7 protein-coding genes and 1 pseudogene are annotated in these 18,232 nt (G+C 68.8%); 5 read left to right on the top strand and 3 right to left on the bottom strand.

Translation table 11 applies throughout. The features are described from left to right. Positions 1-31: 31 nt before the first annotated feature. Entirely contained in the window at positions 32-3,085 is a 3,054-nt protein-coding gene (locus ABZU76_RS07910; RefSeq protein WP_354866229.1) for a glycosyl hydrolase, read from the bottom strand. Positions 3,086-3,178: 93 nt separating this feature from the next. Continuing rightward, positions 3,179-5,434 carry an alpha-L-rhamnosidase C-terminal domain-containing protein gene (locus ABZU76_RS07905; RefSeq protein ID WP_354866227.1) on the bottom strand — a complete coding sequence of 752 codons (2,256 nt, stop codon included), beginning with the start codon at positions 5,432-5,434 and terminating at the stop codon, positions 3,179-3,181. Positions 5,435-5,686: 252 nt separating this feature from the next. Here ABZU76_RS07905 and ABZU76_RS07900 point away from each other — a divergent pair, with 252 nt between their 5' ends. The 4 genes and pseudogenes from ABZU76_RS07900 to ABZU76_RS07885 form a co-directional block, all read left to right on the top strand. Further along, positions 5,687-6,721: a LacI family DNA-binding transcriptional regulator gene (locus tag ABZU76_RS07900; RefSeq protein ID WP_354866791.1), complete on the top strand. Its 1,035-nt coding sequence runs from the start codon at positions 5,687-5,689 to the stop codon at positions 6,719-6,721. 161 nt (positions 6,722-6,882) lie between these two features. Then, complete coding sequence (locus ABZU76_RS07895) at positions 6,883-8,193, top strand: MFS transporter (protein ID WP_354866225.1); 1,311 nt, start codon at positions 6,883-6,885, stop codon at positions 8,191-8,193. After that, entirely contained in the window at positions 8,193-11,003 is a 2,811-nt protein-coding gene (locus tag ABZU76_RS07890) for a family 78 glycoside hydrolase catalytic domain (RefSeq protein ID WP_354866223.1), read from the top strand. The genes ABZU76_RS07895 and ABZU76_RS07890 overlap by 1 nt, the downstream gene beginning before the upstream one ends. A 206-nt stretch (positions 11,004-11,209) precedes the next feature. After that, positions 11,210-11,994 (top strand): annotated as a pseudogene (locus ABZU76_RS07885) (transposase family protein); the annotation flags it as partial. Between the two features lie 42 nt (positions 11,995-12,036). Here ABZU76_RS07885 and ABZU76_RS07880 read toward each other — a convergent pair. Then, a complete protein-coding gene (locus ABZU76_RS07880; protein ID WP_354866803.1) occupies positions 12,037-12,759 on the bottom strand; it encodes a hypothetical protein in 723 nt (240 codons plus the stop codon). Positions 12,760-12,988: 229 nt separating this feature from the next. Here ABZU76_RS07880 and ABZU76_RS07875 point away from each other — a divergent pair, with 229 nt between their 5' ends. After that, positions 12,989-18,190 carry an amino acid adenylation domain-containing protein gene (locus ABZU76_RS07875; RefSeq protein WP_354866221.1) on the top strand — a complete coding sequence of 1,734 codons (5,202 nt, stop codon included), beginning with the start codon at positions 12,989-12,991 and terminating at the stop codon, positions 18,188-18,190. Positions 18,191-18,232 lie beyond the last annotated feature (42 nt).

The following is an 18,232-nucleotide window of genomic DNA, read 5'->3' as shown; positions in this document are numbered from 1 at the left end:
AACTTCCTCGGCGCCGCTTCTGTTTCGTGGACTACTTGCCGTTGTACACGACGTAATCCTGGTAGGGCGTGAGCGTCACCGGCCCGCGAAGCCCATAGGGCTGGCTGGCTGTCGACTTCTTGTTGTACTTCGACACTGCGTTGCGCAGCGTCGTGTGCACCGCGATCTGGACGGTGTTGGTGCCGGGGTGCAGCCAGCGGGTGATGTCCCACTGCCGGCCGTCGGTGATCTGCGTGCCGACGAGCCGGCCGTTGACCGTGATGTCGGCGGTTCCGTCGACGTGGCCGAGGTTCAGCTGCACGCCTTCGGCGGCGTTGGCGTGCCAACCGTCGGGCAGGATGGTGTTGGCGGTGTAGGTGCCCACGCCGGACTCGCCGTTCAGCTGGGTGATGTCGCGCCAGTCCTTCATCTTGAACTGCTGGAACTGCGAATCACCGAGCCCGCTGGGAATCGACACCGTCGCGCTGCCCGTCGGCGTCACCGTCTTCACGGTCAGCCCCCACGGGCTCCACTGGTCGATGGTGGAGGGCCGGCTGGACGGGATGCCAGACAGCGGCTTGTCGTCGTCCGTGCGCACCACGGCGTTGACGTCGGTCTTGTGGCCGTTGGACAGCTGGAACGTCTGCCCGCCGGATTCGGTCGCCCGGAACACGATCTTCCCGTTGCTCACGAGGAAGTTCCCGTCCTCGGGCAGGCTTCCGGTGACGTGGACGGCCGGCTTGGCGTTCGTGTTGATCGCTACGACCTCGGCTTGACCGCCCTGCAGGGTCACCGGAACGCTGGTGCGTCCGTTGCCGGTGGCGTACTGGGCGATCGGCGAGATCGAGCCGTCCCAGAGGTTCATCTCCGCCGGCACACCCTGGACGCCGAACGACGGGGTGAAGGTGACCGGGTGGTCGGACGGGTTGTAGAGGTAGACGTACGCGCCGCCCTTGACGTCGCGCCACTGGGAGAGGATCTGGGTGCCGTCCGACGCGACCCGCGGAACGAGGGTGAGCCGCTTCAGCGCGCCGGCGACGTCGTTCTGGGTCGCCACCTTCGTCGCCGACGGCAGCTTCAGCGTCGCGGCGACGTTGTTCTTGACGTCCGCATCACCCTTGGCGCCGCTGGCGTACGTGGTGTCGTGGTCGGGGAGCGTGCCCACGAACACGACGCGGACGCCCGCCTTCGCGGCCCGCAGCACGGCGGCCGAGGCGTCGTGCGTGATCGACCGCTGATCGATCACCAGCGCGCGGTAGCCGCTGGTGCCGGCGAACAGTTCACCGTGGTCCGGCCGGGCGTCCTGGGCCAGGCCCTGGGGGTCGAGGTACTCGACGGAGTAGCCCTGCTCTTCCAGCCGCTGGGCGTCGAACGGCGACTGGTGTCCGCGCGGCGACAGGAAGGAATCGCTGTAGACCGCGACGTCGGTCTTCGCGGTGCCCGTCTCGAGAACGCTGGTGCCGCGCGCGAAGTAGCTGTTCAGCGCCGACCAGCTCGACCACTGCGGGAAGCTCTTGTCGTTCCAGCTATCAGTGACCGACTCGTTGAACCGCGTCGTACCAGGCCACGCGGCGTCGGGAGCCTGGAGGGCGAAGCCGTGGATGAACGGCTGCGACACACCCGCGGCCCACTCCTTGCCCATCAGGTCGCGGTAGTCGTCGAGGTTCATGCTGTACGCCGGCTTGAAGAACGCGCCGAGCTCCACGCTCAGCAGGTCACCGCCCCCTTGGTGCACGCCGGACGCGATCGTCTGCTGGAACGCGAGGGAGTTGCGCCAGGCAGGATCGTCGGGCGAGATCGGCAGGTTCTCACCGGCGTCGAGGGATTCGGTCTCCGACCTCCCCCCGAAGCTCTGCAACGAGCGGAAGCTGCGGATCGGTTCGAGGTCCTGCAGATACGCAGCCTGGGCCTTGTACTGCATGCCGTACTGCTTCGCCCAGTCCTGGAATACCTTGAGGTGATCGGCGACGTACAGATCGGTGAGCGTCTCGTAGTAGTCGTGGCGGACCTTGCTCGCCGAGCCGTCGGTGAGGGAGAAGTCCGGCGTCGGCTCCTTGGGCGGGACCGGGAAGTCCGACTCGCCCTGCACGAACATCAGCGGCAGGTACTTGGCCATGTCGTAGCCGCGGCGGCCGCGGAACTCGCTTTCCATCTTCGGGGTCCAGAAGATGGAGGTCGCGTGCAGTTCGAGCGAGTCCTCGAACAGGTCGGCGCCGGACGTCTTCAGCTTCTGCGCGTTGTCCTTGCCGATCTGGATCTGATCGAGGTCCTGCGTGGCCTTGCGTGAGGCGTCGGCGTCGAAGGGGTTGGTGTAGTTGCCCTTGTTCTCACGCGACCAGAACGCGAACAGCTCCCAGTCGCCCGCGGCGGGGGCTTTCCACGTGAGGGCGCCGTTTTTCACCTGGGCGGTGAGGTCGGTCAGGGACTGGGGATCCAACACCGTCGACTTCGCCGGTGGCTGGCCGGGTGTCGTGACGTCGGGTCCGGCGGTCACAACGCGAGCCGCGGTGACCGCGACCAGCTGCGCGGGCTGGGTTTGCTGGGCGGCGTCGATCGCGGGAGGCACCGGTCCGGAGAAGGTCTGTCCGGCGGTGACGTGCGCCCGGCCGTACTGCAGTTCCTGCGACGCGAACCCACTGCCCGCGCCGGTGCCGGGGGTCTGCACCGGCCATGCGGCGCCCATTGTCATCGACACCTTGATGCCGAGCTGCGCAGCCTTGTCCAGCACGTGGCCGAGGATCGTGCGCTGCTCGTCAGTGGCCCACGCGCCGGAGGAGAACGCGATCTCGACCTCGCCGAAGCCGGCGTCGGCGATCACTTGCAGCTCGCGCAGGGCTTCGGTGTCGTCGAGCGGCTTCTGCCACCACCAGCGCATCGCCGGCTTGAACCGCGTGTCGGGGTGAGCGAACTGGGCAGGGGAGAGGCCGCCCGCCAGAGGTTGCAGGGCGTCGGTTGCTTGCGTCAGCTCAGTGGCCACCTGTGCGGCACTGCGCAGGTCCGACTGGGCGGTTCCGGTGGGCGCGAGAGCGACCAGCGCCGCAGCGGTCACCGCCGACACGCAGATGGTCAGCAACGACGACGTTCTTTTCGGTGGTTTTGCGAACACTTCACACCTCCATTGGTGCAGTGGTTTCGGCGTGGAGCGGGCCGTTGCGGAGATCGCACTCCACAACGGCCCGTCCGGAATCGAAACTTTTGATCAGCGCTGAGTCACTGTGATCTGGTATGTGCCACCAGGAACGGTCAGGACCACGGAGCCGCCGGACGTCTTCGCCCGGGAGTCGAGTTCCTTGGCAGCGCGGCCGTTGACGGTGATCACCGAATTACGGCCGACCGGAACCGTGATGGTGCCGGTGGTGTGCGCGGGGGTCTGCGCGGTGAGCGTGAACCGGCCGGACTTCGGATCGGAGGTCCACTCGGTCTCGATGGTCCCGTAGGCGGTGGGCACCGCGCCGCTCGCCCAGCGAACCGTCCCGGGGCGCGGGGAGATGCTCCAGGACTGGTAGCCGGCACTCACGGCGGTCACGCCAAGGAGCTGCTCGGTGAGCTGCACCGACGGCGACGCGGCCCATCCGTGCGCGAGGCTGGCCGTCGCGCGGTTGACGCCACCGGTGCTGTTCTTGAACTCCCAGAACGCGCCGGTGTAGAGGGGGTTGTTCTTGTCGATCATCGGCCCCCACGTGCGCCGCATGAGGTCCAGCGCGCCGGCGGTGTCACCGGCGGCGAACCGACCGGCCGTCTCCATGCCGTTGGCGAACGGCTCGATGGTGTGCCCGGTCGGGTCCTGAAGCCCCGGGCCCATGACGGCGCCGTACGGCGTCCACAGTGTCTTCATGGCCGCGAGGACACCGGCTTCCTTGCCCGCGGGAACGAATCCGTACTGCAGCGCCAGCGCGTTGGCGTCCTCGACGAGAACGTCGGGCTTGCTGTTGCTCTGGCCATACGCGCCCAGCGCGGGGTTCCACAGCTTGCCCATGACCGCGGTCTTGATGGCGTCCGCCGTCGCGTCATCAGCGTCGGCGAGGGCGGCGGATCCGACAGAGCGCTCGAGCCACGCCATCTCCTTCAGGAGGATGTAGTAGTCGATGCTGTACTTGGTGACCTCGCCGGTCTGGCTCGCCTGCCAGTAGTCGCGGTCGTTGGAGACCACGAGGTTGTCGGCCGTGAGGAACGTGTTGTTGTAGGCGAGTTCCTTGCGCAGCGCGGGAAGCGCGGCGGTGATGTAGGCCTTGTCTCCGGTGTAGCGGAAGTAGTCGATGAACGCGCGAGCCCCGTACCCCGAGTAGTTGTTCGAGTAGAACAGGGGCGAACCCGCGGGCGAGGTGCGCTTCGAGAAGTCCGGTGACCCGGGGAACGCACCGTCCGCGCGCTGGGTGGCCACCAACGTGTCGAGCGACGATTTCACGTACGGTGCCCCGGCGTTGCCGAGACTCGTCAGGAGCGTGGGGATCTGGACGAGCAGGTCACCGGTCCAGACGCTGCGGTCGCGCTTGGCACCGTCGTAGATGCGGGCGTCGGGAAGGCTGTTTAGCCCGGGCGCCTTCATGTTCATCTGCAGCGTGTACGCGCCGGAGTACCACATGCGGTTCAGCTGGTCGTCGCTGGAGAGGAACCAACCCTGGTAATCCGCCGGCGTCGCGCGGAACGCCTGGAAGTTCACGCCGAGGGAGGAGAGGCTGACGCTGCCGGGGGAGGAGACGGTGAGCAGGGCGAACCTGAAGCCGCCGTGGAAACCGCCCGTGAGCCGTCCCGCTCCAGTGGGCTGGAAGGTGTCCGGACCGCCGACGCCGGCGAGGCCGCGAGACTCGTCGGAGCTCGGCGCCCCCGGTGAGGTGGAGACGGTGGTACCAGTGGCGAGATCCGACGGCAGTGCGGGTTTGACGGTCACGGTCCGGGCCGTGCTGTCGAAGGCCGTGATCGTGCGGGTGACGGGCTTGCCGCCGGCCGCGGTGAAGGTGATCGTGTTGCCGACCTCGAGGTTCGCCGCCGAGGCCAGGGTGACCTGGGTGGCCCCGCCGGCCGCAACGGCGGACACGGTTGTCGCCGTGGGCGTGCGGATGTACTGCTTCGCCTCGGAGGTGACCAGGGTCAGGGTGGGGGAGCCGGTGACCTTCGTGAGATCGAGATAGGGCGTCCCGCCGACCTCCTTGCCGAAGTCGAGCAGGATCGACGCGGGCGTGCCGCCTGCCTTGGTGGTGAGGGTCGTCGCCGGGCCGTGCGCCTTCAGCAGGGACTGCGGGTGGGTGACGTCGCCGCGGCCTTCGGCCTGGACCGGGTGCACGTCAGGCGTCGATGGGCCGAGAACGTAGGACTTCCAAGCGGTGGTGTTCAGGCCCGGTACGTCGTCGGTGCGGAAGCCGGTCGCGAACGCCTGACCAGGGGTGGTGACGAGCGCGGGGGCGACGGCGGCGATGACTCCGACAATGGTCCATCGGCAAAGCGACGACGTTCTCAATCTAGTGAATCGTTTCAATTCGACTGCCTCTTTCTCCCCGTTGAGTGGAGGGATCGGTGGGGACGGTACGAACGAGCCGCGCCCTGGTGAGGGCGGACAGGAGAAATCTTGAGGACTGTCCGGATGAGGAGCAAGGATTTGTCCGGATCCGGACGCAAGCTCGGTCCGGCCGACCTCGTGTGGGGCGAGCCGGCATCACCCGCACCTGCACTAACATGGACTTGAAGGTCGTGCGGGGAGAGGAACAGTCGGCTGAACAGGATCACCATTCGGGACGTCGCGGAGCTGGCGAGGGTGTCCCCGGCCTCGGTCTCGAACTACTTCCACCGGCCGCGGAAGCTCTCCGAGGGCACGCGGCAGCGGATCCGACAGGCCGTCGACACGCTCGGCTTCGTACCCAACGACGCCGCGCGTACGCTGCGGACCGGCGTCAGCCCGGTCATCGGTTACATCGCGTTCGAGCTCGCCGGCGCCACCACCCCGGAGATCGCCGCCGCCATCGAGCAGCGGGTGTCGGCCGAGGGCATGTACATGCTGATGGCCAACGACACCGGGTCCGAGCAGCGCGAACGCAGCTACCTGCAACTGTTCGCGAAGCAGCAGGTGAGCGGCGTGATCATCGCCCCCGTGGGCAACGTGGAGGCCGAGCTGTCCCGCATGCGCGCCATCGGCATCGCGAGCGTGCTCAGTGCGCGCCGTGCCGAAACGCCGGCTCAGGCGTCGGTTTCGATCGACCACGTCGCCGGCGGCCGGCTGGCCGCCGCGCACCTGATCGAGCAGGGACGCAAGCGCATCGGCTTCGTCTCCTCGTCACTCGAGCTCAAGCAGGTGGCCGACCGGCTCAATGGCGCGCTGTCCGCCGTCCATGCGGCGCCCGGCGTCACGCTCGAGGTGATTCCGGTGCCGGAGCGCTCGGTCGAAGCCGGGATCGCCTGTGCGGAGGCGCTCGTGAGACGCCCGGCCACGGAACGCCCCGACGCGTTGTTCTGCGCCAATGATCTGCTGGCCATCGGCGTCGTGCAGGCCTTCGTCGCGGCGAACGTCGTCCGTGTGCCGGCCGACATCGCGGTGGTCGGGTACGACGACATCGAGTTCGCTCGGTCCACGATCGTGCCGCTGACCACGATCAGCACTCCGCAAGCGGAGCTGGGGACCGCCGCGGCGGACTTGCTCTTCTCTGAGATCGACGCGCTGAACTCGGCCGGCAACGCGTCCGGCGGTCTACCCCGGCCGCAGATCGAGTTCTCCCCTGAGCTGGTCGTGCGGGCGTCCACCGTCCCGCAGTGATGTCCGCCTTCGGGCAGTCCAGCCCTCGCGTTATTGAATCGTTTTACCTCATCGTGCTCTTCAGTCTTGACGGTACCCAGAGGTCATGTGGTGTGATGCCTCCCGCGCCGAGGTAAAACGTATTACCAACGGCGTGCTGCTTCGACGAAGAAGGAGACCTCATGGCCGAGAACACCGCCGCAGGAACCGCCGTGCTGCAAAGCAGACACTGGATGCTCGCGGTCGCCGCGGGAATGGCGTCGCTCCTGGACTCCGGGGCGATCATCTCGGTGGGTTTGGGCCTGGCGCTGTGGAAGAAGGCGTTCGATCTCGACGTGTGGACGGTCGGGGTGCTCGGGTCCGCGTTGACGCTGTTCATCGCCGTCGGCTCGCTGACCGGTGGGCGCCTGGCCGACCTCGTGGGTCGTGGCCGGATGTTCTCGCTGACGATCCTGCTGTACGCGGCCGCGGCGGTGACCGTGGCGCTGGCGCCCAGCGCGCCTGTGCTCGTGACAGGCGTGATCGTGCTGGGCATGGCCGCCGGTGCCGATCTGCCGACCTCGCTCGCCGTGCTCTCCGAGCGGGCTCCCGAAGGAACGCAGGGCCGTCTCGTCGCTTTCACCCACGTCATGTGGACGATCGGCGTCGTGATCGCGACGCTGCTGGGCTTTGCCGTGTCCGGCCTGGGTGTGCCCGGCATCAGCCTGATCTTCGGCATCCTCGCCGTGCTGGCAGTGGCCACGTTCGTGTTCCGCTCGTTCTACCCGCCCTTCCGCCGGCTCGAGCAGGAGGCGCAGGTCCGGTACACCACCGCAGGCGTGGACCCCGACAAGGCCTTGCCGCTCGGAGCCTTGCTGCGCAACCGGACTTCGCTCCTGCTGATCGCGCTGACCGCACTGTTCTACCTGTTCTTCACGTTGGTGGCCAACACCTTCGGGTCGTTCAAGACCTACTTCCTCGTCACCGTCGGCGGTACGACCCAGACTGTCGCGACGGGACTGTCGTTCGGCACCACCCTGGTCGGCCTCGTCGGCACGATCGTGTTCACCCGCATCGCGGACACGAAGTGGCGCAGCCGGTTCTTCGCCACGGGCGTGGTGGTCTTCATCGCCTGCCAGCTATTGATCGCCGTCACCGGCGGCGTCGTGCTGCCGGCGATGATCGCTGCGTTGGTGCTGTACAACGTCTCCTTCCCCTTTGTGGGGGAGGCGCTCTACAAGATCTGGACCCAGGAGTCGTTCCCGGTCAACGCCCGCGCGACGGTGCAGGGCTTCACGATCGCGATCGCCCGATTCATCGCCGCGGCGTTCGCGCTCGTCACGCCCGCGCTGATCGCGTGGAGCCCGGCCGGCCTGTACTACCTGCTCGCTGTCTTCGCGCTGGTGTCCGGCCTCGTCGGAATGCTCATCATCCGCCGCCTGCGCACCGGTTCCGGCCCAGCGCCGGCTTCGCCGTCCAAGACCAGTGCCCTCACCGCCAAGGAGGCTCTTTGATGACGAGTGACGCTCCCGTCACTGTCAACGCTCCCCGCATCGGCTCGTCCGCCGAACCGTTCGTGGCGACCGCCTCCCCGCGGCTGTCGTGGACGACGGTGGCCGGTACGGACAACTGGGTCCAGGCGAGCGCCGAGGTCGAGCTCGCTCTCGGCGGCGCCCGCACCACGGCGACGATCGAGGGCGACGAATCGGTCTTCGTCGCGTGGCCGTTCGAGCCGTTGCACCCGCGCGAGACCGCCGGTGTCCGAGTGCGGGTGCGGGGAACCGACGGGTCGGTGTCGCCGTGGAGCGCACCGACCGAGGTGACAGCGGGGTTTCTCGGCTCCTCCGAGTGGCGTGCCCGGTTCGTCGGGTCCGGTTCGGACGAACCACACCTGCTGCGAACGAGGTTCGAGGTGCGTGGCCCGGTCCGGCGGGCCTTCCTCTACGCAACCGCCTTCGGCGCCTACGACGTCCGCCTCAACGGCACCGCCGTGGACGAGGCGGTGTTGAAGCCGGGGTGGACGAGCTACCAATCGCGGCTGCTGTTCGACGTCACCGACGTGACCGCCCACCTACGGCAGGGGAGCAACACCGTCGGAATCGAACTGGCCGGTGGCTGGTACACCGAGGCGTTCGGGTTCCGCGATCGTGCCCGGCGGTTCTACGAAGGCAACCCTGCGGCAGCGGCTCAGCTGGTGATCGAGTACGAAGACGGCACTACCGACACGGTGATCACCGACGAGAACTGGCGATGGTCGTTCGGCCCCGTTGTTTCGGCGAGCATCTATCAGGGCGAAACCTACGATGCGCGGCTGCGCGAGCCGGATTGGGCGAGCTCCGCAGCGGAAGGCGACGCGTGGAGCCCGGTGGCTCTCGTCGCGGTCCCGGATGTGCGGCCGAAACCCCGGACGAGCCCGCCGGTGCGCGTGATCGAGCGCAAGGAGGTGGTGCAGGTCATCACCACACCTGCCGGTCACAGGGTGCTCGACTTCGGGCAGAACCTCGTTGGCTGGGTTCGTCTCACTGTCTCCGGCCCACGGGGGCACACCATCACCCTTCGCCACGCCGAGGTACTGGAGCACGGCGAACTGGGAACCCGGCCGCTCCGCAACGCCGCCGCCACCGACCGGTACACCCTCCGGGGCGACGGCGAGGAGACATGGGAGCCGAAGTGGACGTTCCACGGGTTCCGGTACGTCGAGATCCACGACTGGCCGGGCGAGTTCTCGCCGTCCGCGATCTCAGCCGCAGTCGTTCACACAGACATGCGGCGCACCGGCGGCTTCTCGACCTCGCACCGCCTGCTGAACCGGCTCCACGAGAATGTCGTGTGGGGGATGCGCGGCAACTTCCTCTCGATCCCGACCGACTGCCCCCAGCGCGACGAGCGGCTCGGGTGGACCGGAGACATCCAGGTCTTCGCACCGACAGCGTCGTTCCTCTTCGACTGCAACGCGTTCCTGCAGTCCTGGCTGGAGGACGTGCGCCTGGAGCAGAAGGCCGCCGACGGCGTGGTCCCGATGGTTGTTCCCGCTGTGATCCCCCAGGTGCCGGGCCAGCTGGAGCCGGTCGCCGCGTGGGGTGACGCGATCACCGTGGTGCCGACCGTCCTCAGTGAACGTTTCGGCGACCACGGTGCGCTGTCCGATTCCTTCGACGCCATGAAGTCCTGGATGGACACGGTCACCGCGCGCACCGGAGGAAGTCCCTTGTGGGAGAGCGGAGTCCAGTTCGGCGACTGGCTCGACCCGGACGCCCCACCGGACCAGCCTGGCCGCGCCAAGACGGACCCCGGAGTGGTCGCCACGGCCTACTACTTCCGGTCCGCCGATCTCACCGCGAAGGCCGCCGCGGTGCTGGGCCGGGCCGAGGACGCAGGCCGCTACGGCGAACTGGCCTCGCGCATCGGCGAGGCGTTCCGGGCCACGTACACCACGGCCGCGGGGCGCATGATGTCCGACGCGCCGACCGCCTACGCCGTCGCAATCGCCTTCGGTCTCGTCGAGGGCGAGCAGAAAGCCGCGATGGGAGCGCGACTGCGCCACCTCGTGCGGGCGTACGGCTACCACATCGCGACCGGGTTCGTGGGCACCCCGATCATCTGCGACGCGCTGACCGCGACCGGCCACGTGGACACCGCGGCACGCCTGCTCGCCCAGACGGAGAGCCCGTCCTGGCTCTACCCCGTCACGATGGGCGCCACCACCATCTGGGAGCGATGGGACTCGATGCTGGAGGACGGCTCGATCAACCCGGGCCAGATGACGTCCTTCAACCACTACGCGCTCGGCGCCGTCGCGGATTGGCTGCACCGCGTTGTCGCCGGCTTGGCATCGCTGGAGCCCGGATACCGGCGGATCCGCATTGCGCCAACGCTGCTCGATTTCCTGGACGACGCCTCGGCCTGGCACGAGACGCCATACGGGCGCGCGTCTTCGGCCTGGCGACGGGACGGCGAGCTGGTGCGGTTCGACATCGAGGTGCCCGCCAACGCCCGCGCGGTCGTCCGGCTGCCCTCCGGTGCCGAACACGAGGTCGGCAGCGGCACCTACACCTGGACGGAGCGCCACCCCCGGCCTCGCCGAACCCGCCCCGAACTCGGGCTCGACAGCGACCTGGCCACCATCGTCGACGACGCCGAGGCCTATCGCGCCGTTCTGGGGGCGATCAGCGCGATCGATCCCGGCCGAGCCGCCGCGTTCCGGCGCGCGACGCGGTGGACACCGGGGCGTTCGCTGCGCGATCCGCTCAGCCACACCCCACTCGACGTGGTGGACGCCATCGAGAAGGCGCTTGTGGCGCTCCCGGGCGGCGAGCTGACGTGACATCGGGGTTCGGTGGCTGGTCCGTGTCCTGGATCAGCAGGCGGACCGACCCGACCCTGCCCGGCCAGACATCCTCCGGCGAGGGCGAGATCACTGAGGTTTCTCTGTAGTGCTGGGTGGGGTGCGTGGTGTCCGGAGGTGAGGCGTGGGGCCCTTGGTAGGACTGGATTTGCGAAGATCGAATCCTAAAATTCCAGAGGCCCCACGTGATCACCCATGGTGCCACGCTAGATGTGGCACGCGAACTGACCCTGTTCGTCGCCGGTGTTCTGCAGTCCGAACGCAGCCTCGCGGCACCCGTCACGGTCGGCGGGCACTGACCCCCCACCAGCAGGCAGTGCTGGTCCCGCGCTGGTTCCGTGACGCCACCCCTGTGCATCGACTGGCCCGCGACCACGGCATCAGCATCGCCACCACCTACCGCTACCTGCACGAAGCCATCACCGCTCTCGCCGGCCAGGCTCCGGACCTGCACCAGGTCCTGCAGCAACGCCAGGCCACCGGGGACGCTCACATCATCCTCGACGGCACCCTCATCCCACCACCCGCGGCACCACCGTCCACCTGTGGTACTCCGGCAAACACCGCAGCTTCGGCGGGCAGCATCCAATTCCAGGCCAACGCCAACGGATTCCCACTCTGGGTATCCGCGGTCCTGCCCGGATCCTGCAACGACCTCTCCGCCGCCCGCGACCTCGGCATCGTCGGCGCGTTGACCGCCGCCGCGGGCCAGGGCCTGCCGACACTGGCCGACCGGGCCTATCACGCAGCCGGGATCGGGATCTGGACACCGTTCAAGAAACCCGCAGGCCAACCACCCCTCGCCGCCGACCAGCAGACGTTCAGCCTGACCCACAGCCGACTGCGCCGCCTCGGCGAACGCACCGCCGCCATCCTCACAACCCGCTGGGCAGCCCTACACCGAGTCACCCTCTGCCCAAAACGAGTCGGCACCATCGCCCAAGCAGCCCTCGTCCTCACCCACCACCAACTCGTATCACGAGCAGACCCACGCCGGGATACGAGACATCCCTTAAGGGTTCACCGCAACCCAGACGGCGGTGGCCGTGCCGAGCACCGTTCCCACGTGGTCGTAGAGAGTCGAGGTGTTGGAGCTGGTGCGGCCGCTGCGGGAGTTCTGCCTGGCAACCACAAGGTATTCCGCGCCGACCACCGGGCGCGTGTACAACTCGGCCGACATCCTGGCTAGCACCATCGGCTCGGCCACGGGGTCGGCCGTCCAGCCGCCAGGGCAATCGAGCACGCTCCAGACGATTTCGTCCGGGACGTGTCCCCGGGTGTCGGTCACGGCGGGGGATGGCCGCCAGACGCAGGCCGTCGTCCGGATGAGGCCCGGAACCGGCGCGGGAGTCAGCAGCAGCCCGTCGCCGTCCGCACGGTCCATCCCGCAGACGAAGCAGGTCGGGAACGGATGGCCGACTTGACCCCCGAAACGCTCCCGGCTGGTCCGGGCCACTGCGATGTCGACGGGGTCGACCCGGCCGATCTGTCCCTTTTCAGAGGAAGCCGAGGCGATCAACTCTTCACCCGCCCAGAGGTGTGTCCGGCGCCCCGCTTTCCGTAGGAGGAGCGGTGTTTCCACCGGCACAGGGGCATGTAGCGTCACGGCGCGTCGCCCCTCTCCCAGATCCTCGGTGTGCGCGGCAAGAAGACCGCAGGCATAGCCGCCGTTGGCCGCCTTGGGTGGCCCGTTGAAACGCGCGGAAACGGTGAGGACGGTGTCTGAAGAAGGCAATGTCGGCTTCTTTCTCGCATCGGCGAAGAGCGAACTCTCGTCTGAACGCCGGCCACCTGCGACTTTACGGACCGGGAGAGGATGCAAGTTGTCAGGGATAGTCCTGACTGCTGCCGGCCGGGAAAGCGCCGCATGCTTTGCGGAGGCGGCTCGTGAAGCCCGCTCTCGTGGGCCGGTGTGGCACCGCCTGGTGCGACTTCTGTGCCGTGTGAGGTAGGGAGGATTTGCCGTGGCGTCACCGCTGCAACGACCGGCCGACTGGAGCGCGGTGTTGTCGGGCCTCGCCGCGGAAGGCCCGGACGCCCCGGCTTTCACCCAGCTGGCCGACAACGATGGCGATCCGGAGGTGCTCACCTACGCCGCGCTCGACCGGCGGGCGCGGGCGATCGCGGTGCACCTGACGTCGCATGGCCTCACGGGCCGGCCGGTCCTGCTCCTCTACCCGTCGGGCCTGGACTACGTCGCCGCCTTTTTCGGATGTCTTTACGCGGGTGTCATCGCGGTACCCGCCTACCCGCCGACCCGGGAGCCGCGTTCGATCGAGCGCGTCGAGACCATCATCGCCGACTCCGGGGCAATCGTGGCCATGACCACGGCGAGCCTCGCGAGCCGGCTGCGGGATCGCAGTGCGGTCATCGGGAGTTTGAGGATGATCGCCACCGACGCTGTCGATCCCACGCTCGCTGAGAGCTGGCAGGCGGCGCGGCCCGCCGATCCCGGCGCGGTCGCCTTCCTGCAGTACACCTCCGGCAGTACCGCCACGCCACGCGGCGTGATTCTGACTCAGGAGAACCTGCTTGCCAATTGCGAGCTGATCACCGAGCGGTTCGCCACCTCACGGGACAGCACGATCGTTTCGTGGCTGCCGATGTACCACGACATGGGCTTGATCGGCAGTGTGCTGGGCACGGTCCACAGCGGAGGGCATTGCGTGACGATGTCACCCCAGTCATTCGCGCGCGATCCGTTCCGCTGGCTCGACATCATCAGCCGGACCGGGGCCTACGCCAGCGGCGGTCCGAATTTCGGCTACGACCTGTGCGTCGAGCGAATCACGCCGGAGCAGCGGGCCGGCCTCGACCTCAGCGGCTGGAAGGTGGCCTTCAACGGCGCCGAACCCGTGCGAGACGGCACTTTGCGCCGGTTTGCAGAGACTTTCGCCGGGTCCGGGTTCGCCGCGGAGGCACTCACCCCGTGCTACGGGCTGGCCGAAGCCACGCTTATGGTCTCCGCCAAGCCGGGTGGGACCGGGCATGTCGTAGATGCCACCGGACTGGTCAGTTCCGGCGTCTCGGTTCCGGGACAACGACTGGAGATCGTCGACCCGGCGACCCGGCTCACCTGTCCGCAAGGGAGCATCGGGGAGATCTGGCTGAGCGGTGAGAGCGTCACCGGAGGCTACTGGCGGCGGCCCGAGTTGACCGTGGCGACGTTCCGCGCGACCCTCGAGGGCACGACCGAACCGCACTTCCTGCGCACCGGCGACCTCGGCTACCGCAGCGGCGACGAGCTGTTCGTCACCGGGCGGATCAAGGACCTCGTGATCATCCGCGGCCGCAACCACTATCCGCAGGACATCGAGCACAGCGCCGGATCCGCACACCCGGCGCTGTCGGCACGCGGCGGGGTGGCGTTCGCCGTCGAGTCCGAGGCCGGCGAAGAACTGGTGGTGGTGAACGAAGTGCACCGTGACCACCGGAACGCGGACCTTGCCGATGTCGCCGCCCGGGTCCGCCTGGCGATCGCCCGCGATCACGAACTCCGCGTCGCCTCGGTGGTCTTGATCAAGGCAGGAACCCTGCCGCGCACCTCCAGCGGAAAGATCCGGCGTGGCGCCTGCCGGGACGCGTTCACCGCGAATAAACTCAAGATCCTGCACCGCAGCGACGACGGCGTGGCCAAAGCCGAGACCGGCCTGGAAGCGCCCATTCAGGATTATGCGGAAACCGCGGGTGTCACCTCGTTGCGCAACGAGATCGCAGCGTTGCTGGCCGTCGATCCCTCCTCTTTGGACACTGGGGCGCCGCTGATCGAACTCGGCGTCGATTCGATCACCGCGGTCCGGCTGACGCACCGCCTCGGCGAGGTGCTGGGAGCCGATCTCGCGGCCGACGAGGTGCTGGCGATGACTATGCCCGAACTGGCCGCGTCGCGCACCGGCCGTCCCGCACCGCCTCGCCGGGAATCCGGTGCCGAGCCCGGAGACCATCCGCTGTCGGCGGGGCAACGGGCGCTGTGGTTCGTCGATCGATTCGACCCGCACAGCGCGGCCCAGATCATCGCCGTCACCGCGCGGGTGGTCGGCGAACCGGACGTGTCGGCGCTCGCGGCCGCGGCGAGTGCGCTCGCCGCACGCCAGGCATCCCTGCGCACCACGTTCCCGGTGGTCGACGGCGAGGCCGTGCAACGGGTGCACGAACGGTTGGAACCGCGATTCGAGCGTTTCGACGTGTCCGAGGTGGACACTGTCGGCGAGCGCCTGCGTGCAGCCGCGGAAGAGCCGTTCGATCTGCTTGAAGGCCCGTTGTTCCGGATCACCGTGCTGAGCCGATCGGCGGACGAGCACTGGATCGTACTCGCGATCCATCACATCGTCTCGGATCTGTGGTCCATGCAGATCCTGCTCCGTGATCTGGAAAAACTCTACCTGGCGGCGAAACAGGGAGTGCTGGAAGATGTGCCGCGGGTCACCCGCGGCTGCGCCCGGCGGGCGGGCGCACAGGAGGCGATCCTTGCTGGCCCGGCCGGTGCCCGGCTGTTCGACTACTGGCGCGATCGCCTCGAAGGCGTCCCGGCCACGCTCGCGCTGCCGACCGACCGACCAAGAGTGGCCCTCCGGCGTCCACGCGGTGCGCGGCAGCGCTTGGCAATCGGCGAAGACCTCACCGCGAGCCTGAAACGGCTCGCGAAAAGCAAGCAGGTGACCCTGCACGACGTCCTGCTCAGTGCTTACCAGTTGCTGCTGAGCCAGGCCAGCGGCTCACCGGACGTGCTCGTCGGCACCCCGGCGCACGGCCGTGAAGCGGTGAGCGACGCCGATACCATCGGCTACTTCGTCAACATGCTGCCGATGCGCGGGACTTTCCGCGCCACACAGACGTTCACCGACGTGCTGCGCCGGACCCGGGACACGACCACGGAGGCACTCCGGCACGCCGCGCTCCCGTTCGCGACCCTGGTCGAGCAGCTGCGCCCGGCCCGCGAGGCTGGGGTGCCGCGGCTCGTCCAGGCGGTCTTCGCCTGGCAGCAGTTCGGACGGGACGAGGGCGGGCGGCTCGCACCGTTCGCACTCGGTGAGGCCGGCGGCGAGGTGGCCTTCGCCGACCTGCGGCTGCGCGTGGTGGAGCGGACCGACGTCACCCCGCAATTCGATCTCGCCCTGACCATGGCCGAGATCGGTGGCGGGCTCGGCGGCACGCTGGACTACAACGCCGACCTGTTCGACGCCACCACAATCGCCCGGCTCGCCGGGCACCTCACAGACCTGCTCGCGGCGGCCGCCAACCGGCCGGGCGCGACCCTCGCGGAACTGCCGGTCCTGCACCGGGATTCGGTGCTCACCGGCGCGGCCGTGACGGTCACGCCGCGGACCGCACACGCCCAGTTCGCCGACCGCGTCGCGGCCGCGCCCGAGTCGATCGCGCTGGCCTGGGAAGGCGGAAGTCTCAGCTACCGCGAGCTCGACACCCGCGCCACCGCGCTCGCGGCACGGCTGGTCGCGGCCGGCGTCGGCGCCGAACACCTCGTCGGCCTCTGCCTGGACCGCTCCCCGGAGTGGGTCGTCTCGGTGCTCGCGGTGTTCAAGGCGGGCGGTGCCTACGTCCCGCTCGACCCGGCGTATCCGGCCGACCGACTCGGCTACATCCTCTCCGACAGCGCCGCCCGGGTGATCGTCACGCGTGGCGAACTGCGTGACCGGCTGCCGTCGCACGGCGCACTGGTGGTCGACCTCGCCGAGCCCGCCCCCGAGGCACTCCCGGTGACGTTGCCGGCACCCGATCTCGACCGCCTCGCCTACGTTATCTACACCTCAGGCTCGACCGGCCGTCCCAAGGGGACGCTGTTGGACCACCGCGGGCTGGCGAACCTGCTGGCTGCGATGACGCTGTTCGACTTCGATGAGCGGGACGCCTGGGCGCTGTTCCATTCCGTCGCGTTCGACTACTCGGTTTGGGAGATGTGGGGGCCACTGACCTCCGGCGGCACAGCGGTCGTCGTCGCCGTGGAGACCGCGCACCACCCCGAGGCGCTCTGGGACCTGGTGCGGCGCCACCGGATCACAGTGCTCAACCAGACCCCCGCGGTGTTCTCCTACATGGCCGCGGGCGGCGCCGGGCGGCTCGCCGACATCGGGCTGCGCCACATCCTGCTGTCCGGGGAACGTCTCGAGCCCGCGCACCTGACCGACTGGGCGGCCGCGGGTGACCCCCGGACACGGATCGCGAACCTCTACGGCATCACCGAGACGTCGGTGCTGACCACCTACCGTGAGATCACCGATCCCTCCGGGCGTCAGCCGCTGGGCGATCCGTTGCCTGGCACCGAGATCCGGCTCCTGGACTTCGACGGGCTCCCGGTACCGGTGGGCAGTCCCGGCGAGATCTGCGTCGGCGGCCCGAGTGTGGCCCGCGGCTACCTCAACCGGCCCTCGCTCACCGCGCGGCGGTTCGTCCCGCACCCGGAACGGTCTGGCGAGCGGCTGTACCGCTCGGGCGACCTCGCGCGCTACACCTCGGACGGCGAACTGGAGTACATCGGGCGCAGCGACCACCAGGTCAAGATTCGCGGCTACCGGATCGAGACCGGCGAGATCGAAGCAGTGCTCGAGGACCATCCAGCGGTGCGCAAGGCCGTCGTGCTGGCCCGCCCGGACCGGACCGGCCAGCACGTCCTGGTCGCCTACGTCGTCGGCGAACCGGCCGCCGTGGACGCGGTGACCATGCGGGCGCACCTGCGCGAGCGGCTGCCCGACTACATGGTGCCGCCGCTGTTCCTCACACTGCCCGAGCTGCCGTTGACTCCCAACGGCAAGGTGGACCGGGCCGCGCTGCCCGATCCCGACGCCGAGCCGGACGCCGAGTACTTGGCGCCGGTGACCGACACCGAGCGCTGGCTTGCCACGCTGATAGCCGGGCTGCTGGAACTGCCGCGGCTGGGCCGGCACGACGACGTGCTCGCCTTGGGCGGGCACTCGCTGCTGGTGGCGCGGGTGGCCTTGCGGGTGAGGGACGGCTTCGGCGTCGAAATCCCGCTACGGGAGCTGTTCACCGACGACATCACGGTCGCCCGGATCGCCGAGCTGATCGATGGCGCCACCTCGGCCCCGGTCGCCGCCGCGCCCCGGCTCAGGCGGGTGGACCGCACGCGGTACGAGGTGGCGCGATCCGCCGATGGGCGGCTGCGCCTGCCGGACGCCATGAAGAAGCGTTGAAGCGCCCCGCCCCAGGCCGGCACGCGCCGCCAGAACCTGAAC

The organism is Amycolatopsis sp. NPDC005232 (genome assembly GCF_040607795.1).
GTDB lineage: Bacteria > Actinomycetota > Actinomycetes > Mycobacteriales > Pseudonocardiaceae > Amycolatopsis.
The sequence above is the reverse complement of the archived record's forward strand: the minus strand, read 5'-3'. Positions and strand labels throughout refer to the sequence as shown.

Coding starts and splice junctions, on each gene's coding strand:
- ABZU76_RS07895 (WP_354866225.1), top strand. CDS start 6,883: ATGGCCGAGAACACCGCCGCAGGAACCGCCGTGCTGCAAAGCAGACAC.
- ABZU76_RS07890 (WP_354866223.1), top strand. CDS start 8,193: ATGACGAGTGACGCTCCCGTCACTGTCAACGCTCCCCGCATCGGCTCG.